Source organism: Myceligenerans pegani (assembly GCF_014892515.1).
Taxonomy (GTDB): Bacteria; Actinomycetota; Actinomycetes; order Actinomycetales; family Cellulomonadaceae; genus Myceligenerans; species Myceligenerans pegani.
The window spans coordinates 353126-372298 of the sequence record NZ_JADBGR010000107.1; the positions used below are offsets into that span (position 1 = coordinate 353126).

Consider the following 19173-nt stretch of genomic DNA (forward strand, 5'->3'; position numbering starts at 1 on the left):
AGGAAGACAAAGCGGACAGATAGAATTCACCCGACAGTCGGTCCGCCGTCGGGCCCACGTCGGCTGGGCGGGCGAGGATTCCCCGGCAGTCCCCAACCGAGAGGGAGGCCAGCGTGCCCGAGAAGAACAGCATCATGTCCCGCCTTGTCAGGATGCTCGTCGTCCTGGCCGCCACGGCCGGCTTCGTCACCGGCGGCGTGTCCGTCGCCCCCGCGGCGGAGGCGGACGTCTACAACTCCTGCACGCACCACGGTTGTGCGGAGGCGTACTCGTCGAACTCGATCTGGAGTTCCAAGGGCTACCCGAGCACGCGCGGCTGGTACAGCTGGCCGAACGGTCAGTGCAACTTCGCGGGCGGCACGCACCACAACCGCGAGGGTCAGCTCCCGGCCGGCCACTCCTACCTCGAGTTCGACGTCACGCCGCGCGCCTGCGGCGCCGCGCGGCAGTCCTACCGGCTCGTCCTGGACCGCACCACCGGCGTGGTCTACTTCTCCCCCAACCACTACGGCGACTTCTACCGGATGTGACGCGGCCCGTGCGCTGCGACGGCCCGGTCGGAGGTCGGCCGCAGCGCACGGGACCGGCCCTGAGCGGGATGGATAGCCTCGGACCATGACCGACGACCTGCCCGTGCTCGTCATCGACGGAACACGGTTCACCGACCTCGACGGCTTCGCCCGCGAGTTCTCCCGGCTGCTGAGCGGGTACACCTGGCGAGGGAACCTCGACGCCCTCGACGACGTGCTCCGCGGCGGGTACGGCACCCCTGCGGGCGGCTGGGTGCTGAGGTGGGTCGCCTCCGAGACGTCCCGCGTGGCCCTCGGTCACCCCGAGACGGCCCGACGGCTGGAGCGGCTCCTGCCCCGCGTCGATCCGTCGAACCGCGCGACCTTCGAGGCGAGGCTCGAGGAGGCGCGGCGCGGCGCGGGCCCGACGCTGTTCGACGAGATCGTCGCCGTCATCCGCGACCACGGACCCGGCGGCCGGGAGTCCGCGGACGGGATCGTGCTCGAGCTCAGGTGAGGCTCGGCCCTCCTCGCCGACATGGAGCCCGGCGGCGCCCGGGACCGCCCGTCCGTCGTCGCCGCCGCGCCCCACCACCCGCCGTGGGTGAACTGGCCGAATACGCCCGCGATTCTCCGGACGGACGGCGACGACCCCGCTAGTGTCTCTCCGCGGGGCGACGGCGCCCCAGGGGTCACCTGCCATGGCTGCCCGCCCTCCGGGCACGACGGCCGCGGCGCGTCCGCATCGGAGGGTCATCATCCGTACAGCACCGTTCCCGCGCGCCGGCGCCGGCGTCGTCCTCGCCCTGGCGGCCGTCCTGCTCCCGACGCCGGCGGCCGCCGCGCCGTCCGCCCCCGTCGACCTCGCCGCGGTCGCCGATGCCGAGCGGCCCGCCCCGGGCGAGCCCGCCTCCCTCACGGCCACCGTCACCAACGCGAGCAGCGTCACCTGTTCCCTCGCCACCATCCCCGACGGCAGCCTGCACATCACGGGTGTCACGCGGGACGGCGAGCCGCTGCAGCCCGAGATCACGCACGCCTACTACGGCGCCGGGATCGACCAGGAGGCCCAGGCAAGCCTCTCCCCCGCCGAGCCGGGCGACGCCGTCGACATCACCCTCACCCCGCACGACCTGGGCGACGGAGCCCCCCTGCACGTGCTGCGCGACACCGAGGCACTCCCCGCCGGGGACGCGATCGTCGCGCTCTGGCCCCTCGACGCGCCCGGGCACTACGAGGTCACCCTGCGCTACGAGGCGCTGCTGGTGGACTCCGACCCACCGGTGTGCGCGGGCTCCAGCGGCGCCGTCACCACGACGTTCACGCTCGGCGATGCACCGGACGCATCGGACGCACCCGAGGATCCGGCCGCTGCGAACCCGCTCTGGATCGCCCTCGGGGCGGCCGTGCTGGTGGCCCTCGCCCTGGCCGGATGGCTCCTCGCCCGTGGCCGTCGGCGTCGCAGCGGCCCGGCGGCGATGGCGCTCGCGGTGGTGCTCGCCGCGGGGTCCGCCGTCGTCGCGCAGCCGAGCCCCGTCGAGGCCCGCACGCTCGTCAACGAGACGGGCGAGACCGGCTTCGGCGACTCCTTCGACGCGTGCCTCGCGGAACTGTCCGACCCGGCGCGGAGCACGCCGGAGGCGCGGCGTGTGGTCGACCGGGTACGCGACACCGGCACTCCGCTGGTCATCGTCCAGCCCGGGGACAGCTCTCAGACCTTCGGCACGCCGGACATCGGCGGGCCGGGGCAGTCCCGCGGCAGGTCGACCGTGGTATGGGACACGACGCCGGACACCGCGCACGGCCCGGGCATCGCGAGTGACCCCTGCTCGACGCTGCTCCACGAGCTCTGGCACGCCATGCGGATCGGCGAGGGTACGGCCAGGAGCGACTGGTTCTGCGGTGACACGGGCATCCGGACGGAAGAGGTCATGGCCACCTTCGTGGAGAACGCGGTCCGCGTGGCCCGAGGCCTCGCTCCGCGCACCCACTACAGCGGTCATCGCCTGCCCGCCTCGCTCGACGAGTGCGGGCCCGAGCCGCCCCGGGGCGAGGAGCCCGCCGGTGGCGGCGTCTTCCACTGCGGCGAGGTGCCCGAGGTGGCCTGCGCGGAGTCGACCGGCGACCCGCACCTGACCACGTGGGACGGCGTGCGGTTCAGCCCGCAGGCGGTCGGCGAACTCGTGCTCGTGCAGGACTCGCCGAACGCCGGCTCCGGCTCCGGCTCCGGCTCCGGCTCCGGCTCCGCGATGACCGTCCAGGCGCGGCAGTCCCCGCTCGGTCGCTCGCGCACCGTGTCGGTCAACACCGCCGTGGCGATCCAGGTGGGAGCGGACCGGGTCACCCTCACGCTCGAGGACGCGAACGTCGTCGCGCGGGTGGACGGCGAGGTGCGGGCCATGGAGCGCGGCGAGCACCTCCTTCCCGGCGGTGGCACGCTGTGGCGGGGCCGCTCGTCGCGCGCCTGGGCACCCGACAGCTATCGCGTGGCGTGGCCGGACGGATCGGCGGTCCAGGCCGACCCGATCGGCCCGTACGGCCTGCGCCTGTACCTGCGGCTCGCCGAGGAGCGGCGCGACCGGGTGCGTGGGCTGCTCGGCGACGCGGACGGCAGCGACACCGGCGACCTGGTCACCCGCGCCGGCGCGACGGTCGCCGAGCCACTGACCCGCGCGTCCCTGTACGACGAGCTCGTGGACAGCTGGCGGGTCGGCGCGGAGGAGTCGCTGTTCGACTACGGCCCCGGCGAGGACACCGGGACCTTCACGGACCGCTCGTTCCCCGACGAGGTCGTCACCGCGGCGGACCTGGACGACGCGGCACGCGACCGTGCCGAGCTCACCTGCCGGCTGGCCGGGGTGGTCGCCGGCCCGGTGCTCGACGCCTGCGTGCTCGACGTCGCCGCGAGCGGGCAGACGGCGTTCGCGCTGGCCGCCGGCGAGTCGCAGCGCGACGCCGACGGGCGGGCGTTCGGGGCGGGGCCGCCCGGGCCGGAGTTCCGCACCATCCGTGACGCGACGACCGTGCCGCTGGCCGGCGACGCGGTGACCGTGGACCTGGCGTCGCCCGGCGCGGTCGCCACGGTGACCTTCCGCGCGAACGCCGACCAGGTGGTGTTCGTCGAGCTCAGCGGGAGCACCCTGCCGGCGGGATGTGGCGCGGTACGCCTGCTCGACCCCGCCTCCAGGACGCTCCGGACCGGCTGCCTCGACGACGGTGGCGGCGTGATCGACCGTACCGTGCTCGCCGCGGGAGGCACCCACGCCGTCGTGGTCGACCCGAGCGGCGACCGCACCGGCCGCGTCACCCTCCGGGTCGTGTTCCCCGTCGACGACGAGCGGCCCGCGACGATCGGCGGCGAGCCCGTGGACGTCGTGGCCGGGCAGCCGGGGGCGCAGGCGCGGGTCATGTTCGAGGGGACCGCGGGCCGGCGCGTCGCGGTCGAGATCGCCGCGCCCGACGACGGCGTGCCGCTGCTGAGCGGCTGCGGGCAGGTGCGGCTGATCGGACCCGGTGACACGCCGGTCCGTGCGGCGTGCCTCACGGGCGGCGCCGGCACGATCGGCGAAGTGACCCTCCCGGCCGACGGCCGTTACTCGGTGCTGGTGGACCCGTCGGGCAGTGACGTCGGCGCGGCCACGATCCGCGTCGTCGAGCCCGGCTGAGTTCTCGTACCTGGGGTGAGAACGGAGCGCCCGCCCCGGCTCACCGCCGGGGCGGGCGCTCCGCTTCGGGTTCTGTCAGGGACACTTTCGGGTTCTGTCAGGGACACTGGAGGACAGCAATGTCTGCCGGAACGAGGAGTCCTAGGTGCCCCAGGGAACTGTCCGATGGTTCGACGCCGACCGAGGGTTCGGCTTCATCGACCTCGGGAACGATGGCGAGGACCTGTTCGTGCATGCGTCCGAGATCGTCGGCGACGACGGACCGAAGCTGCTCCGCGAGGGGCAGGCGGTCGAGTTCGAGGTGGGCGAGGGTGAGCGTGGCCCGCAGGCGCGCCGTGTCCGTGTCACGGGCGACCGGGCCGCCGACGTGCCCGTGGGCGTGCTCGGCACCGTCATCTGGTACGAGCCGGCCAAGGGATACGGCTTCGTCATGCCCGACGACGGCCGCGCCGAGATCTTCGTGCACAGCTCGGCCGTCGTCACCGGCGGTGTGATCTCGGAGGGGCAGCGGGTGGCGTTCCTCGTCGTCGACGGGGAGAGGGGACCCCAGGCGGACCACCTGCTGCCACTCGGGGCGGAGGCCGCACGATCGGCCTCCGACGGCGCGGACGGCACGGTGTCCTGGTACGACGACGCCAAGGGCTTCGGGTTCATCGCTCCCGACTCGGGTGGCGAGGACGTCTTCGTCCACGTCAGTGCGCTCGGCCCGGGTCTGGCCGAGCTCTCCGAGGGAGCACGCGTGACGTACGACGTCGTCGAGGGCGACAAGGGGCCGAATGCCCGCAACGTGCAGCTCGTGCGGGGCTCCGGGAGTGCGCGCGCGGCCACGGACCGCGGTCGGTCGAGCCGTCCCGCGGCATCGGGCGGGCCTGTGCGCGGAGGCGAGGGCACCGTCGCGCGCTACGACGCGGAACGCGGTTTCGGCTTCATCACCCCCGATGCCGGGGGGCCGGACCTGTTCGTGCACGTGTCGGTCGTGCGGGACGCCGAGGTCCTGGAGGAGGGTGATCGGGTCCGCTTCAAGGTGCGCCAGAGTGACCGGGGACCGCAGGCCGACCGTGTCGAACGGGCGTGAGCCGTGGTGGTTCACGCTTGCTGTCCGGTCGCCAGGGTCGCCGACGGTACGGTGCGGGGCCAGGTCCAGGCGTACCGCACGATGAGGGCGAGAAGGATCAGTTCCAGTACGACGCCGAGGCCGTAGAAGTACAGCCAGGACTCGCCCACCGCGTTGAATGCCGTGACGGGTACGAAGAGCGAGGCCACGACGAGGTTCGTGACGCGGTTCGCCCGGGCGGGCAGCGTCGTCGACAGCACGACCATGAGGCTCGGGATGGCCATGAGGGTCAGCGCCGTGGTCGAGAAGGTCTGGGAGAGGTCGAACTCGAAGACCTTGCCGTCGAGGATCTCTTCGACCACGCCGGGCGTGAAGAAGTTGAGAATGTCCACGTAGACGTACAGGAACATGACGCTTGTCCACGTTGCGGCGAGCTTGGCTCTCACCGAGATCGGCTGCTCTTCCGGTGTGGTGGTGGGTTGACGTGTTCTCATGCTGGGCTCCGTTGTCGTGGTAGGGATCGATGCGTCCACGATCGCTGAGCCCGGCGGCGGGCAGATCCGCCCGGAGGCCGGAGTCGCCCGGCCGATGGCATGATCTCTCTCTCGTTCTTTCGGTGGGTACGCCGCGGCCCGCCGATCTCTAGGCTGGAGCCGTGGTCACCGTCCTGCGCTCCATCTGGCATGAGTCGCGGCCTGCTGACGTCCCACCCATCGGTCGTCTCGACTGGCTGCTGGTGGGCGTGTTTGCCGCCGCCACCTTGGTCGAGGGCATCGTCCGGCCGGGTTTGGCCTGGCGACCCCTTGTGACGGTGCTCGCCCTGATGCTGATGCCGGCTCTGCTCTGGCGGCGTGGCCGCCCGCTGATCGCCGCCCTGGTCGGGTGGGGCGTCGCCGGGCTGCTCTCGGTCCTCCAGCTGGCTGCGCACGCCGGGGACGTCGGCCTCTACTCCATGATGGCTGTCCTGATCCTGCCCTACTCCCTGGTGCGGTGGGGCTCGGGCCGGGAGATCGTCCTGGGGACGGCGTTCGTGACGGTCGTCGTCGCTCTCGGGATGTACGCCTCCGCCGGGGGCTGGGCCGACGTCTTCGGCGGGAGCGTCCTCCTGCTGTCGCTCGTCGCCCTCGCGGCGGTGTTCCGCAACCGCGCGGACGTCTGGCATCGCCGGCACCGCGAGATCCGCAACCAGGAGCGGGTGGCGCTGGCGCGCGAGCTGCACGACACCGTGGCCCATCATGTCTCGGCCATCGCGGTGCAGGCGCAGGCCGGTGGCGTGGTCGCCGGCATCCAGCCGGAGAAGGCTGCCGAGGTCCTGGCCACGATCGAGTCCGAGGCGTCGCGAACCCTGGCGGAGATGAGATCCATGGTGCGGGTGCTGCGTGAGAAGGAAGCCGTCGCCTACTCACCGCAGCCGGGTGTCGCGGACCTGCCTGCCCTGGCGCGTGCCGACGCGACGCCCGCCGTCGAGGTCTCGCTGGACGGTTCGTTGGCCCCGCTGGCAGGACCCGTGGACGCCGCGCTCTACCGGCTCGCGCAGGAGGCTCTCACCAACGCCGTACGGCACGCCCGGAACGCGACCCGCGTAGGGATCGACGTACGCCGGGAGGGCAAGGCCGTCAGACTGCGTGTCAGCGACGACGGACAGACCGAGCCGGGGCCGGCCCCGGAGCCTGGGTTCGGCCTGCTGGGCATGTCCGAACGCGCCCAGCTCCTCGGCGGATCGCTCTCCGCGGGGCCGGGGCCCAGGGGTGGCTGGGTGGTCGAGGCCGTGCTGCCGGTCGAGGCGTCGGCATGAGCATCCGTGTCGTCGTGGCCGACGACCAGGACCTGGTCCGGACCGGGCTGGTGATGATCCTCGGCGCGCAGCCCGACCTCGAGGTCGTGGGGGAGGCGGCAGACGGGCTCGCAGCGCTCGACCTGGCCACCCGGCTGCGTCCCGATGTCCTCCTCGTCGACATCCGGATGCCCGGGCTCGACGGCGTCGAGGTGACGCGGCGCCTGGCCGGGCCGGACGTGACGGACCCGATGGCGGTCGTCGTGATCACCACCTTCGACCTCGATGAGTACGTCCTCGGCGCCCTCCGCGCCGGCGCCCGCGGCTTCCTGCTCAAGAACGCCGGGCCGGAGCTCCTCGTGCAGGCCATCCACGCGGCGGCCAACGGGGACGCGCTGATCGCCCCTGACGTGACCCGCCGGCTGCTGGCGACCTTCGCCGGCCAGGCGCCGGTGGTACCGGTCCAGCCCACCGACCCCCTCACCGAGCGCGAGGAGGAGGTGCTCGCGCTGGTCGCACGGGGCCGGACCAACGCCGAGATCGCCACCGAACTCTTCGTCGCCCTGAGCACGGTCAAGACCCACGTCGCGTCGTTGATGACCAAGCTCGGCGCCCGCAACCGCGTCGAGATCGCGGTGTGGGCATACGACACCAGACGCGCACGAGCCGAGTAGCGGGTACTGATCGCAATGTAGGCCCGTGGGACCATCTGGCCTGCTCCAGACGGCGCTGCCGCCCTCCCATCCGACGTGCCTGGGTCACGACCGCTCGGTGGCCGCGTCGTGCGCCTTGTGCTCCCGCGGTGTGTCCAGCCCGGTCACGATGAGCCCCAGCGCCGAGCCGAAGTCGTCGGTGGCCGGCCGGCGCGGCCCGGCCGCGTCTTCCGGTGTGAGCGTGTTCGGTGCGCCAAGGACGCCCAGGGTCTCGGCCTGCATGCGCTGCTGCTCGTGGAAGGTGTAGCCGACCACGAAGTGCGTGATGGCCTCCGCTGCCGTGGTGGCGAGCGATTCCGGTCTTCCCAGCCGGCGAGCGGTCGCCGCGAGCGCGGCGTGGAGTGGCGGAGCGACCAGGCCGAGCGCGAGGGAGCTGGACACCAGTTCCGCTCCGTCGCGGTAGGCCAGGAGGCGGTCACGCAGTTGCGTGCCGAGGGTGGATGCCTCGGTCTGCAGCGATGGTGCGTTCGATCCCGTTGCCGCGATCGGGGCGAGGATCCGGCCGCTCACGGCCGCCAGGAGCGCCTGCTTGCTGTCGAAGTGCCAGTAGAGCGCGCTGGGCTGCACCCCCAGGACGTCGGCGAGGCGGCGCATCGTCAGCCCGGGCAGGCCCTGGTCGTCCAGGAGACCGAGGGCGGCGTCGACGACGTCGTCGCGGGAGTGGCGCGGCCGCGTGGCGCGCGGGTTTGCCGACCGGTCGTCCATGTCGCTAGCCTACCCGAACATCGTTCACCTGAACGGTGTTCAGGTGAACGATGTTCGGGTAGGTGGGAGGTAGCTGTGAGTGACCGACGTGGAGCTGATCGGCTGCGGCTGGATGCGACGGACATGGCACGGGTGGGCGTGTTCGCCGGGATCACGGCCGCGCTGGGGCTGCCGGGTGGATTCACGGTGCTCGGCGGTGTGCCGATCACCGCGCAGACGCTCGGGGTGATGCTGGCGGGCGCGATCCTCGGGCCGCGGCTCGGCGCGCTCTCGATGACGGTGTTCATGGGTCTGGTCGCCGCGGGGCTGCCCCTGCTCGCGGGCGGGCGTGGAGGGGCCGCGGTGTTCGTCGGCCCGTCGGGCGGCTATGCCATCGGCTGGATCGCCGGCGCTTTCGTGATCGGGGCGATCGTGCACGCGGGCGGCCGCAAGCCGGTCTGGTGGCGGACGCTGCTCGGAATGCTGGTGGGCGGCATCGTGGTGGTCTATGCGTTCGGCATCCCGGTGCAGAGCGCGGTCACCCACCTGCCGCTCGGCCAGACGGTGCTGGCAAGCCTGGTGTTCGTCCCCGGGGATCTCGTCAAGGCCGTCGTCGCCGTCCTGGTGGTGGGCACCCTCGTCCGTGCCTATCCGCGCGCGTTCCGGCGTGAGTGGGTTTCCGGACGCTTGCCTGCCGCGGAGACGGGTGGGGCGCACCGTTGACGCGGATCATTCCGCTGCGCGCTCCGGCCGGGGAACTTCTGGGCCGCATCCGCCGGGTCCGGGAGGCAGGCGACGTGCCGCTGGTCGGTGACGAGCGCCTGCCCGAGGCCCAGTGGGCCGCCGTCCGCGACCTCGTCGACGGTGCGGCCGTGCCCCCGGGGACGGCGTGGGCAACCCTGACCTCGGGAAGCAGCGGGACGCCGCGCGTGGTCCTGCGGACGGCCGAGTCCTGGAGCTCGTCCTGGTCCGAGGTCTCGGCGCTGTTGGGGGCGTCCGACGAGGACCGGGTTCTCTGCCCGGCGCCGCCGTCGTCGTCGTTGACGCTGTTCTCCCTGGCCCATGCGCTCGAAGGTGGCGGCCCTCGGCCCGTGCTCGGCCGGAGCGCGGCCGGCGCCACGTGCTTCCACGGGACGCCGCAGGGGCTGCGGGAACTGCTTGCCGCGGACGGGCCGCCGACCGTGCGTACGGCGCTTGTCGGGGGTTCTCACCTGGACCCCGCCCTGCGCGCTGCCGCGGAGGCGCGCGGGATCCGGGTCGTCGCGTACTACGGGGCCGCCGAGCTGTCGTTCGTCGCCCTCGACGACGGCAGCGGCCTGAGGCCGTTCCCCGGGGTCCACGTCGAGATCCGCTCCGGGCAGCTGTGGGTGCGCTCGCCGTACACCGCTCTGGGCTACCTCGGGCGGCCCGGGCCGCTGCGCGTCGACGGGGACTGGGCCACGGTCGGCGACCTCGCCGAGATCACGGGCGGCGCGTTGCGGCTGCGCGGCCGCGCGGACGGCGCCATCGTCACCGCCTCCGCGACGGTGATCCCCGAAGAGGTCGAGGTGGCCCTGCGCACCGTGCCGGAGGTCGGCGACGCCGTCGTGTTCGGCCTTCCCGCACGCGTCGTAGGCGAGCTCGTCGCCGCGCTGATCGAACCGGTCGACACCGGTGTCGACGTCGCGACGCTGCGCCGGGCCGCGGCCGCTCTCCTCGCGCCCGCGAGCCGTCCCCGGGTCTGGTTCACCGGGCAGATACCCCGCACCCCGGCCGGCAAGCCCGCGCGGGCGGAGACACTGCGCCGGGCACGTTCCGGGGAGGTGGCCCGTCTTGGCAGATGACGCCGTCATCATCGCCGCCCGCCGGACACCGATCGCCACCCGCGGCCGCGGGCTCTCCGGCCTGCGGCTCGAGGATCTCGCCGCACCCGCGATCAGGGCCGCGCTCGAGGACGCCGCCACCGCTGCGGGGTGCGACATCCGACCCGCCGACGTCGTACTCGGCAACTGCATGGGGCCCGGCGGGAACCCCGCCCGCGTGTCCGCCCTGGCCGCCGGGCTCGGCGTCGAGATGCCCGGTGCGACCGTGGACCGCCAGTGCGGCAGTGGCCTCGCGGCCGTCATCGACGCCTGCGCCGCCATCCGGTCCGGGGATGCCCGCCCGCGCGTGGCCGGCGGCGTGGAGAGCGCCTCCACCGCCCCCGTCCGCTCGCTGGACGGCGTGCCGTACAGCCGCGCGCCCTTCGTGCCGGCAGGCTGGCCCGATCCGGACATGCTCCAGGCCGCCGACGATCTCGCCCGCGCCCGCGGGATCGGCCGTGACCGACAGGAGGCCCACGCGCTCCGCAGCCACCAGCGGGCACGCGCCGCGCGGGACGCGGGACGCCTCACCGGCGAGATCGTCCGCGTGGCGGGGCGGGTGGCCGACGAGATCGTCGGCCACGCGGAGGCCCTGCTTCCCCGCCTCGCGCCTCTCGTGCCGGGCGGCACCGTGACGGCCGGAACGGCGACGCGGATCAGCGACGGCGCCGCGGCCGTCGTCGTCGTACCCCGACAGGGCTCGGGCGGCACGGCCGGGCTCCTCCTGCGGGGGTCCGCGATCGTCGGCTGCGACCCCCGGCTGCCCGGCATCGGCGCGGCGCCGGCCACGCTCGCGGCGCTCGAGAACGCGGAGGCGACCGTGCCGCAGATCGCCGCGTTCGAGATCGTCGAGGCGTTCGCGGCGCAATCGCTCGCGGTGCTCGACCTGCTTGGCATCGCCGACGACGACCCGCGCGTCTGCGCCGACGGCGGCTCGCTCGCCCTCGGCCACCCCTGGGGCGCCAGCGGCGCGGTGAGCGTGGTCCGGCTCTTCAGCCGCTTGATCCACGACGGTGCACCCCCGGGGACCCTCGGCGTGGCCGCGGCCTCCGTCGGGGGCGGCATGGGCGTGGCCGTCGTCGTGGAGGTGGTCCGATGAACACCATCGAACTGAAGAACGTGAGCGTGCGGCTGGGCGAGGTGGACGCGCTGCGGGAGGCCTCCGTGGCGCTGGACGGACGGACCATCGCGGTCATCGGCGACAACGGATCCGGGAAGTCGACGCTCGCGCGCGTCGTCGGCGGGCTTGTCCCGGCCAGGGCCGGCGAGGTCCGGGTGCTCGGGCTCGATCCGGTCCGTCAGGCGGCCGAACTCCGTCGCCGCGTCGCGTTCGTGTTCAGCAACCCCGACGCCCAGATCATCATGCCGACCGTCGCGGAGGACGTGGCGTTCTCGCTGCGCGACCGCGGGATGAGCCGCCGGGAGCGCTCCGAGCGGGTCGCGGCAGCGCTCGACCGCTTCGGGCTCACCGAACTCGCCGCCCGCAGCTCGCACGACCTGTCCGGAGGGCAGAAGCAACTCCTCGCGCTCTGCGGCGCGCTCGTCCGGGAGCCGGAGCTCGTCATCGCCGACGAGCCCACCGCCTTCCTGGACGCCCGGAACGCCCGCCGCATCACCGCCCATCTCTTCGACGGCGGCCCCCACCGCCTGCTCCTGGTCACCCACGACCTCTCCCTCGCGCGGCGCTGCGAATGCGCCGTGCTCGTCGCCGGAGGCCGCGTCGTCCTCGCGGGAGACCCGGGCCTCGTCATTGCCGCCCACGAGAAGAGCCTCGATGATCACCCTCTACCGCCCCGGGGATAGCCTCTGGCACCGGCTGCCCACGGGTCGGAAGGCGGCCCTGCTGGCGGCCCTCGTGCTCGGGATCTCGCTGGTACCGGTCAGCTGGGCCTGGTGGGGTGCCCTGATCCCGGCCGCCGTCTGCCTGGGCTGCTACGCGGTCCCGGGAATCGGCGTGACACGGCTCCTGGCACAGGCCTGGGCGGCGCGCTGGATCATCCTCGTCACCCTCGCCGGCCAGCTGCTGTTCCTGGGGCCACAGCCCGCCGTCGTGAACACCGCCCGCGTGGTCGCGATCATCGCCGTCGCCACGCTGCTCGCGCTCACCACCCAGGTCACCGAGTTGCTCGACGCGATCGAACGCGGACTGGCCCCCCTCGCCCGGCTCGGCGTGGATCCACGCCGAGCCGGGCTGCTGCTGACCGTCACGCTGACCACACTGCCGGTCCTCGCCCGTGCCGCCGGCCACGTCCGGGAGGCGCAGCGCGCCCGCGGGGCCCGTCCCCGCCTGCGGCTGTTCGTCGTGCCGTTCCTCGTCGTCGCGCTGAAGCACGCCGACGAGCTCGGCGAGGCGCTCACGGCGCGGGGCGTGCGATGACGCCGCGCGTACACGGCCCGACCGTCGACGAGCACACCCGCTGCATCCACTACCGGACGGCGCTCGACATCATCGCGATCCGCTTCGCCTGCTGCGGCCGCTACTACCCGTGCCACCTCTGCCACGAACAGACCGCCGCGCACCCCGCACGCCCCTGGCCCGCAGGGTCCGGCGACGTACGCGCCGTCCTGTGCGGACAGTGCTGGAGCGAACTGACGATCGCGGACTACATCGCGGCAAGCGCATGCCCCCGGTGCGACGCCGGCTTCAACCCGCGCTGCGCGCTGCACCACCCGCTGTACTTCGGGTGAGGGGAGGCCGCCGGCCCTTGTCGCGGAGCACCTCGGCACGCTCGTCGCCGCCCTCCCCTCGGCCGGCAGCTACTCGAACCGGACCCGCGCGGTGTCCCGGGCGATCTCCTCGTGGCGGTCGACCTGCCGGACCACGATGGTCTTCGGGCCGGGGGCGTCGTAGTCGGCCGTGTCGAAGTGGAAGGACCAGTCCGCGAAGCCGGTGGCGGGCTGCCAGGCGTTCTCGTCGGCGGGGGCGTTGCGGTTGACGATCTGCCATTGCACCTCGGCGTCGGGCTCGACGGTGAACCGGCTGGCCGAGACCTCCGACGCCGTCTGGTCGACCTGCGCCCGGGCGTAGAGGACGTGTTCGCCGATGGGCAGTTGGCCGACGTCGACACTCCACGTGCCGGTGTCCTCGTCGAGCACCGCGGTCAGCGGGTCCGCGAAGGCGTCGTCGTCCACCGACACGAGGACCCGTCGCGTGACGGGGTGGTCTCCGGCTTCCGACGACGCGCCGGGGTCGGGGAACGCGTACGAGCCGCCCGCGGTGACGGGCTCGGACTCAGCAACCTGCGAGCCGTCGGCCGGGGAGGTGATGCTCGCGCCGAACTCGAACCCGGTGGGCGGAAGGTCGGCGGGCGCGATGGTGATCATCGACGCGTGCGCGCCCTCGTACCCGAATGCCCACGACCGTGCCCCGAGAAGCTGCACCTGGAAGGTGATCTGCTCGCCGGAGAATGCCGGACGGGACGTCTCGAACGAGAACTCGTACTTCGTCCAGCACGACTCGCCCAGCACCGCACAGGCGGCGCCGCCGGGTCCGCTTCCCTGGACCGGTAGGAGCTGGCCCTCGCCTCGGCCCAGCTCACGGTCGGTCGCCATGAGCACGCCGGTGGGGCGAACGATCATGGGCGTCTCCCCCGCGACGTACAGTTCGACGTCCACCACCGACCCCGCGGGCAGCGGCACCTCGAGCGGGGCCTCGGAGGGGAAGATGCCCAGCGGCCGGTACGCCGCGGCCACGCTCGTGACGCGGGACTCGAAGCACGGCTCCAGATCGCCGCCGCTGTCCTCGCCGTCCAGGTAGGTCTCGTTGATCGACGCGCCGCAGCCGGTGACGCCGGGCTCGGCCGAGACCCTGCGATGCAGATACCGGGTGACCCGGTCAGCGCCAGGCGCCCCGAGTTGCTCGCTCTCCGGCTCGCCGGTCTCGGCCACCGTGCGCAGGACGTCCAGGGTTCCGGAGACGGTGGTCAGGTCGAACGCCGTGAGGTCGAGGTCGATGTTGCCGCTCTCGTTCTCGGGCGTGCCGTCGCCGTCGCGGTCGTAGCCGCCCCACAGGCTGTCCCGCACGATGCGGTCCAGGGCGAAGAACTCGTCCTCGAACGGCCGTTCCGGCAGTAGCGCCGCACCCAGCAGGACGTCCACGGCTCGCTTCGCGGAGTTCGGCGTCGCCGCACCGTAGCCCTCGAAGAGCACGTTCGACTCGCCGGCGTAGGGCGCGGTCAGCGGATAGGGATACGGCGAGGTGCTGTTCTCCTGGTTCAGCGGGACCGCGGTCTTCAGGACGGCCTCGCGCAACTCCGCTCGGGTCAGTTCGCCGTCGGCCAGGTAGACACTGTCGTCGAGGGCGATGCCCGAGGCGACCACCTGGCCGGACCTCTGTCCGGCCGCGCCGTCGCCGACGGCCGCTCTGGCCTGCGTCAGTACAGTACCGAAGACGCCGGCGGTGTACGGCGTGGCCGCGGAGGTGCCGCCGAAAGCGCACTGGCCAACCGTTCCGGTGCGGCACGCCGAGGGCAGGTTGCCGTCGCCCCAGGCCGAGACGTGCACCGGGATGCCGTCGCCGACGACGGCACGCTGGTTGTCCCGCCGGATGGCGCCGACGGTGATGTTCCAGTCCGGACCTGTCTGATCCGAGTGCCAGGTGCTGACCGGCACGTCGAAGGCGTTGCCCACGCCGTTCCCGGCGGCGAACAGCACGGTCTGCCCCCGCTCGACCGCCTCCTTGGTCACCTCTTCGCCGCTGACGACGGGACCGACCGGGGCACCGCCGACATAGCCGAACGAGTGCGACGTGATGTCCACCCACGGGTAGCCGGTGGCCACGGTCTCGTCCAGGCCTTCGACGACCACCAGCAGGCAGGTCGGGCAATAGCCGTACCGGTTACCCGCCGACACCGACGCCGATCCCGAGCCATGGCCGTTGTCGTCCAGGATCGGGTGCGGGTCGTCGGCGGACGTGGCTCCGGTGGAACCGCCGGCGTCGATGGCGCCGACGATCTTCGTGCCGGGAATCCAGTAGAGGGTCGCCGGGTCGATGGTCTCGTTGCCCGCCCACAACGACTCGTCGGCACTCGGCAGGTATCCCTGGCCCAGCGTGACTGGGAGCGCCGCGGTGTCCTGCGGATAGCCCGGGATGTACTCCGAGGGATGGCGGGTGAAGTTGTCTGTCAGTGCCAGGACGGCAGGGTCCGGGTACGCGCCGGCGGAGAACTCTTCGTGGTACGGGTTGATCCCCGTGTCGGCGATGCCGATCACCGTGACGGGAACCGTCTGCGTGGCGATCACCTCGGGTGCGGCGACCAGGATGCTCGTGGTCTGCCGCCGTTCCAGTCCGGCGGAGTCGGTGGCCTTGAGCGTTGCCAGGTACCGCCCTTCGGGCAGGTTCACCGTCGGGGCCGGTCCTTCGGCGTCGTCGAAGATCCCGTCGCCATCGAGGTCCCATCCGACGGTCACGGGACCGGTCCCGCCGGTCACCGTTCCGGCGAGCACCTGGTCCGCGCCGAGCGCGAAGGCGTAGGGGCCGCCCGCCGCCACGACGGGCCGCGGGTCGGTCTGCTGGACACCGGTCACGACGGACGTGACCGTGTCGGTGGCCGTCAGCCAGCGGTCGACGCGCAGCGTCCACTCACCCGCGGCCGGCCCGTCCACACCCGTCGCCTCGGAGGTCTGCGGGGTCCCGGCCGCCGACCGGGCCGCCTCCTCGCCGCTGGGGTCGATGAGGTACAGGTCGTAGTCGTTGAGCTCGTTGGTCCACGTCAGGCTCGCGTCGATGCGCGCGGTTCCCGGGACGACGTCGAACCTGTACTCCAGCGGGGCGACGCCCGTCGCGCCCGGTGTCGTGTCGGCGGCCGTCTCGTCCAGCAGGCGGGCCTCGACACCTTCGTCGACGACCACCTTGACGACGCCGGTACTCGTCGCCCCCGACCGGTCGGTGACCTCAAGTGACACGCCGTACGTGCCGGGCTCGAGTCCGGTGCTGTCGAAGGTCGGGGTCGCGGAATCCGCCCGGGTCAGCGTTCCGTCCGCGGCCGACCACGAGAACTCGTACGGAGCCGCGCCACCGAAGGCGGCACCGAGCAGGGTGGCCGAACCACCAACAGGGACGAATCCGCTGTCACCGGCGTCCGCCACCAAAGGAGCTGCCGAATCTGCCGGTCCCCCGGTGCTCGCCGTTCCGGTGACCGGCACCTCGCCTGCCACCCGGTCGCTGACCCGGCCGTCGGTCACGGTCTGCCCGCCGACCGACTCGATCCTCACCTCCGCGGAAGAATCCGCCGCCGCACCGGGCAGCGCGGCACCGAACAGCACCACCGCCGCGATCGATGCACCCACCAGAAAAGTTCTACGCATGGTCATCTTGTTCCCCCCTTGCGTCCTGCGTCCGTCCGCGTCATTGCGGTCCCCGACCAGGAACTGCTCAAGAATCGCCTTCTTCGCCGATTCCCGTCGTTGGCTCACCTTCCATCTCGGACGTTTCAGCACTCAAGAGGTGGGCACTGAACCGATACACATCCGTTATGTCTGCGTGTGCGCGTCCGCGCCCCGAGCCCCAGCCCACCGTCTATCGACCCCGCGCCCGCAGGTGCCCGAGCAGCCAGACGAAGTAGGACGCGCCGCTCGCGACGGCCACCAGTTCGGCGGGAAGCTGGTTGATGCCGAGGCCGGGCCCGACACCCGCACGACCGGGTCCATGAGGCCTTGCGGGTTCGCGCCGGTGGCTGGCCACGCAAACCTGTGTAGGGTCACACGCGATCTGTGCCGAGTGAGATCTGTGCCGAGTGACATGAGCGCGAGACCGACGCGAACCACGGCTTCGGGCTCCGCCCCGAGCGGCTGCCCGCCTGGGCCCAGCTCGTTGGCGATCTGAGGGCTCGCCGGGGCGTGAGACAACGGGGGCCGCTCATCGTGGGTCGTTCGTCCCGGTGCGGGTGTTGCGCTCGACCTGGCGTCCGCGGGTCAGCCCCACGTCCAGTGCGTCTTCGATCCAGGCGGCGATCTGCCCGGCGATCCCGGCGGCGGCCGCATCATCGATGGCCTGGCGCACGCGCGGGTCGAGGTGAGCGGGCATGTGCGCCAGCCCGAGCACGTCGGCGAGCGTGGCATGCAGGAGCGCGAACTGTGCTCCCTGGTCGGCTGCGCCCGGCCTGGTGAGCCTCGCGGTAGGGGAGACGTCGTAGGTATTCATCAGCCTCGATTCCATCCTTCGTGGCACCGATGGCCCCGCGCCCGAGGTCGGGCCCATCCGCACCGGGCCCGCTGTCGATGCCATTGCATCGAGTGTGCCGCAGGTTTCCCCGTCCAGCCCATGCCCCGCTGTGGTATCGCAGGCGTCACGCTCGACACGCCACGAAGCCTTTCGCCCTGGGCTCTGGGCTGGAGCGGTCCCGGGCTCCGGGCGGGATCGTAGGCTCAAAGTCATGGACCCCGTCATCCAGACGTTCAGCGCGGGCCGGCGACTGGCACTACGCCCTTCTCAAGCAGAAGACCTGGTCCAACGGTTACGGGCGCGGATGGTCAGCGAAACCTACACCTGGCAGGAATCGACCCAGGTCCCCGTCGCACCCGGCCCCTCCCCCAGCGGACCTACTCTGGCCGATGTTCTGGACGCCGAGGTTCGCCGACTCGTCGTGACCGCCCCGGTCGGCGGTCTGGTCCTCGTGGAGTCCTCCGGGCAGGCTCCCTTCGACGCGACGACGTGCGCCGAGCTGTCGCGGGAGGCGCCCGTGTACGACCTCGGCGCCGATATCTGGATCCCGTTCGGCCTGGGGATCTCCATGAAAATGCTGGCCGACTGCCTGGAACAGCCATGCCGCGTCTACGACCTCGGGCCCGCAAGAGAATGAGTGACGTCGGTCCCGTGGACCGCACGCGCATGGCGAGAGTGACTCCGAACCAGCCGCAGCTTGCCCGCCCGCGAACACCAGGGGCACCACAGCCCGCAGGCTCGTCCCGGGCCGCCGTTCAGATCTCTCGTAGTCGCCGCGCACGACGTTCCTCGATGCCACCGCGCCAGCCCGCGAGGGGAACAGTGATGTCCGACCGTGGGCTGCCCGGAACCCGGCGACCGGCAGCCCAGCGTTCCCTGGCAGGGATGAACCGGTCCCACATCGGGTCCAGAACGGTGCTGGGCAGCACTCCCAGCTCGGCCAGTCCGATGAGAATGCCGTACCGCTGATACTTGTCCGTGCCGGGAACGATCTTCGCGCGCGCGATCACCTTCTCCAGCTCACTGGGACGTGTTCCCGCAGGCTGAGCGGCGATGATGTCCAGCAGCGCGGCCAAGCGTTCCCTGTCATCGCCCACAGGATGCGGCAGCCCTTGCCCGGCCGCAGCCTCCAGGTCCGGCAGATACTGCTGAGGCAGCTCGTTCCACGCCCAACCCAGCGCAAGCCGCAACAGAGCCTCGGTGACATCGACCTCATGGACACCACCGTCCGTGGTGGCCAGACCGCAGTCCGGCAGTCCGTCGGGTTCCCTGACCGCGGTCCTGAGGTGCCGCGCCCACGCGTAAGAGATGACGGTCTGGCGCCCACGAGGCGCGCTACCCAACCCCGCCACGAACGCCGCCAGCACGGCGTTCTCATCGAGCGCATCCGCCGCAGCGACACAACGGTCCAGGACATCCAACGGGGTCCACCGCTCCACCGCCCCGACAGGCCAGCCCAGACGCTCCGCCTCAGCAACGTCCTCCGGATCCTGTGACCGGGAGGCGCCCACGACCGTACCGGTACGCGTGAACCTGTATCCATAACAGCGCATCAACGGCCCGAGCTCCGGCTCGGTGGGGATGCGACGAGGCGCAACAGTCATCGCCGCACGGTACCGCGTAGCAGCCCCTGTTCTCCCCGCCAGACACCAGCGCTCCACCCGGTCGAACTCGGTCGTCGTCTCGCAGGCACCAAGGTGTTACTGCAGGCCACCCCGCGTCCAGCAAGGTCAAGGGACCAGGCTGGAACCCGGGTCACACTCACACGTTG

General features: G+C 72.4%; 18 protein-coding genes. 13 read left to right on the top strand and 5 right to left on the bottom strand.

Annotated features, from left to right (window positions below):
• Positions 1–113 precede the first annotated feature (113 nt).
• The 4 genes from IIE03_RS22435 (at position 114) to IIE03_RS26940 (ending at position 5249) form a co-directional block, all read left to right on the top strand.
• Positions 114–530 carry a ribonuclease domain-containing protein gene (locus tag IIE03_RS22435; RefSeq protein ID WP_318843126.1) on the top strand — a complete coding sequence of 139 codons (417 nt, stop codon included), beginning with the start codon at positions 114–116 and terminating at the stop codon, positions 528–530.
• 85 nt (positions 531–615) lie between these two features.
• Positions 616–1026, top strand: coding sequence for a barstar family protein (locus IIE03_RS22440; RefSeq protein WP_192864984.1), 411 nt, complete (start codon positions 616–618; stop codon positions 1024–1026).
• Positions 1027–1210: 184 nt separating this feature from the next.
• On the top strand, positions 1211–4174 hold the full coding sequence (locus IIE03_RS22445; protein ID WP_192864985.1) for a VWD domain-containing protein: 2964 nt from the start codon (positions 1211–1213) through the stop codon (positions 4172–4174).
• 145 nt (positions 4175–4319) lie between these two features.
• Positions 4320–5249 carry a cold-shock protein gene (locus tag IIE03_RS26940; protein ID WP_192864986.1) on the top strand — a complete coding sequence of 310 codons (930 nt, stop codon included), beginning with the start codon at positions 4320–4322 and terminating at the stop codon, positions 5247–5249.
• 11 nt (positions 5250–5260) lie between these two features.
• Here IIE03_RS26940 and IIE03_RS22455 read toward each other — a convergent pair whose 3' ends face one another.
• Positions 5261–5722: a DUF6326 family protein gene (locus IIE03_RS22455; protein WP_192864987.1), complete on the bottom strand. Its 462-nt coding sequence runs from the start codon at positions 5720–5722 to the stop codon at positions 5261–5263.
• A gap of 161 nt (positions 5723–5883) precedes the next feature.
• Here IIE03_RS22455 and IIE03_RS22460 point away from each other — a divergent pair, with 161 nt between their 5' ends.
• Both IIE03_RS22460 and IIE03_RS22465 read left to right on the top strand, forming a co-directional pair.
• Positions 5884–7023: a sensor histidine kinase gene (locus IIE03_RS22460; protein WP_192864988.1), complete on the top strand. Its 1140-nt coding sequence runs from the start codon at positions 5884–5886 to the stop codon at positions 7021–7023.
• Positions 7020–7676 (top strand): response regulator, encoded by a 657-nt coding sequence (locus tag IIE03_RS22465; protein WP_192864989.1) that lies wholly within the window; start codon positions 7020–7022, stop codon positions 7674–7676. The genes IIE03_RS22460 and IIE03_RS22465 overlap by 4 nt, the downstream gene beginning before the upstream one ends.
• 84 nt (positions 7677–7760) lie before the next feature.
• Here the strand turns inward: IIE03_RS22465 and IIE03_RS22470 are convergent, their stop codons facing one another.
• Complete coding sequence (locus IIE03_RS22470; protein ID WP_192864990.1) at positions 7761–8420, bottom strand: TetR family transcriptional regulator; 660 nt, start codon at positions 8418–8420, stop codon at positions 7761–7763.
• 123 nt (positions 8421–8543) lie between these two features.
• On the opposite strand from IIE03_RS22470, the gene IIE03_RS22475 reads away from it, so the two are divergent.
• Genes IIE03_RS22475 through IIE03_RS22500 form a run of 6 tightly spaced genes read left to right on the top strand, consistent with a single transcriptional unit; the run spans position 8544 to position 12928 of the window.
• Positions 8544–9122, top strand: a complete 579-nt coding sequence (locus IIE03_RS22475) for a biotin transporter BioY (protein ID WP_192865083.1) — start codon at positions 8544–8546, stop codon at positions 9120–9122.
• Complete coding sequence (locus IIE03_RS22480) at positions 9119–10222, top strand: AMP-binding protein (protein WP_225998147.1); 1104 nt, start codon at positions 9119–9121, stop codon at positions 10220–10222. Before IIE03_RS22475 ends, IIE03_RS22480 begins: the two co-directional genes overlap by 4 nt.
• Positions 10212–11339: a thiolase family protein gene (locus IIE03_RS22485; protein ID WP_192864991.1), complete on the top strand. Its 1128-nt coding sequence runs from the start codon at positions 10212–10214 to the stop codon at positions 11337–11339. The genes IIE03_RS22480 and IIE03_RS22485 overlap by 11 nt, the downstream gene beginning before the upstream one ends.
• Positions 11336–12043 (top strand): energy-coupling factor ABC transporter ATP-binding protein, encoded by a 708-nt coding sequence (locus tag IIE03_RS22490; protein WP_192864992.1) that lies wholly within the window; start codon positions 11336–11338, stop codon positions 12041–12043. The genes IIE03_RS22485 and IIE03_RS22490 overlap by 4 nt, the downstream gene beginning before the upstream one ends.
• Positions 12015–12617 carry an energy-coupling factor transporter transmembrane component T family protein gene (locus IIE03_RS22495; protein ID WP_192864993.1) on the top strand — a complete coding sequence of 201 codons (603 nt, stop codon included), beginning with the start codon at positions 12015–12017 and terminating at the stop codon, positions 12615–12617. Before IIE03_RS22490 ends, IIE03_RS22495 begins: the two co-directional genes overlap by 29 nt.
• Positions 12614–12928 (top strand): CHY zinc finger protein, encoded by a 315-nt coding sequence (locus IIE03_RS22500; protein ID WP_192864994.1) that lies wholly within the window; start codon positions 12614–12616, stop codon positions 12926–12928. Before IIE03_RS22495 ends, IIE03_RS22500 begins: the two co-directional genes overlap by 4 nt.
• 69 nt (positions 12929–12997) lie before the next feature.
• Here the strand turns inward: IIE03_RS22500 and IIE03_RS22505 are convergent, their stop codons facing one another.
• Both IIE03_RS22505 and IIE03_RS22510 read right to left on the bottom strand, forming a co-directional pair.
• A complete protein-coding gene (locus IIE03_RS22505; protein ID WP_192864995.1) occupies positions 12998–16546 on the bottom strand; it encodes a S8 family serine peptidase in 3549 nt (1182 codons plus the stop codon).
• Between the two features lie 550 nt (positions 16547–17096).
• Positions 17097–17381: a hypothetical protein gene (locus IIE03_RS22510; RefSeq protein ID WP_192864996.1), complete on the bottom strand. Its 285-nt coding sequence runs from the start codon at positions 17379–17381 to the stop codon at positions 17097–17099.
• Positions 17382–17613: 232 nt separating this feature from the next.
• Between IIE03_RS22510 and IIE03_RS22515 the strand changes: the two genes are divergently transcribed.
• A complete protein-coding gene (locus IIE03_RS22515; protein ID WP_192864997.1) occupies positions 17614–18039 on the top strand; it encodes a hypothetical protein in 426 nt (141 codons plus the stop codon).
• A 118-nt stretch (positions 18040–18157) separates the two neighbouring features.
• On the opposite strand, the gene IIE03_RS22520 is transcribed toward IIE03_RS22515, so the two are convergent.
• Positions 18158–19006 (bottom strand): hypothetical protein, encoded by an 849-nt coding sequence (locus tag IIE03_RS22520; RefSeq protein WP_192864998.1) that lies wholly within the window; start codon positions 19004–19006, stop codon positions 18158–18160.
• Positions 19007–19173: the final 167 nt, after the last annotated feature.

What these genes read in the sequence shown, in the direction of transcription:
- IIE03_RS22440 (WP_192864984.1), top strand. Translation starts at nt 616, where the DNA reads ATGACCGACGACCTGCCCGTGCTCGTCATCGACGGAACACGGTTCACC.
- IIE03_RS22445 (WP_192864985.1), top strand. Translation starts at nt 1,211, where the DNA reads ATGGCTGCCCGCCCTCCGGGCACGACGGCCGCGGCGCGTCCGCATCGG.
- IIE03_RS22455 (WP_192864987.1), bottom strand. Translation starts at nt 5,722, where the DNA reads ATGAGAACACGTCAACCCACCACCACACCGGAAGAGCAGCCGATCTCG.
- IIE03_RS22465 (WP_192864989.1), top strand. Translation starts at nt 7,020, where the DNA reads ATGAGCATCCGTGTCGTCGTGGCCGACGACCAGGACCTGGTCCGGACC.
- IIE03_RS22470 (WP_192864990.1), bottom strand. Translation starts at nt 8,420, where the DNA reads ATGGACGACCGGTCGGCAAACCCGCGCGCCACGCGGCCGCGCCACTCC.
- IIE03_RS22475 (WP_192865083.1), top strand. Translation starts at nt 8,544, where the DNA reads ATGGCACGGGTGGGCGTGTTCGCCGGGATCACGGCCGCGCTGGGGCTG.
- IIE03_RS22490 (WP_192864992.1), top strand. Translation starts at nt 11,336, where the DNA reads ATGAACACCATCGAACTGAAGAACGTGAGCGTGCGGCTGGGCGAGGTG.
- IIE03_RS22495 (WP_192864993.1), top strand. Translation starts at nt 12,015, where the DNA reads ATGATCACCCTCTACCGCCCCGGGGATAGCCTCTGGCACCGGCTGCCC.
- IIE03_RS22500 (WP_192864994.1), top strand. Translation starts at nt 12,614, where the DNA reads ATGACGCCGCGCGTACACGGCCCGACCGTCGACGAGCACACCCGCTGC.
- IIE03_RS22505 (WP_192864995.1), bottom strand. Translation starts at nt 16,546, where the DNA reads ATGCGTAGAACTTTTCTGGTGGGTGCATCGATCGCGGCGGTGGTGCTG.
- IIE03_RS22510 (WP_192864996.1), bottom strand. Translation starts at nt 17,381, where the DNA reads ATGAATACCTACGACGTCTCCCCTACCGCGAGGCTCACCAGGCCGGGC.
- IIE03_RS22515 (WP_192864997.1), top strand. Translation starts at nt 17,614, where the DNA reads ATGGACCCCGTCATCCAGACGTTCAGCGCGGGCCGGCGACTGGCACTA.
- IIE03_RS22520 (WP_192864998.1), bottom strand. Translation starts at nt 19,006, where the DNA reads ATGACTGTTGCGCCTCGTCGCATCCCCACCGAGCCGGAGCTCGGGCCG.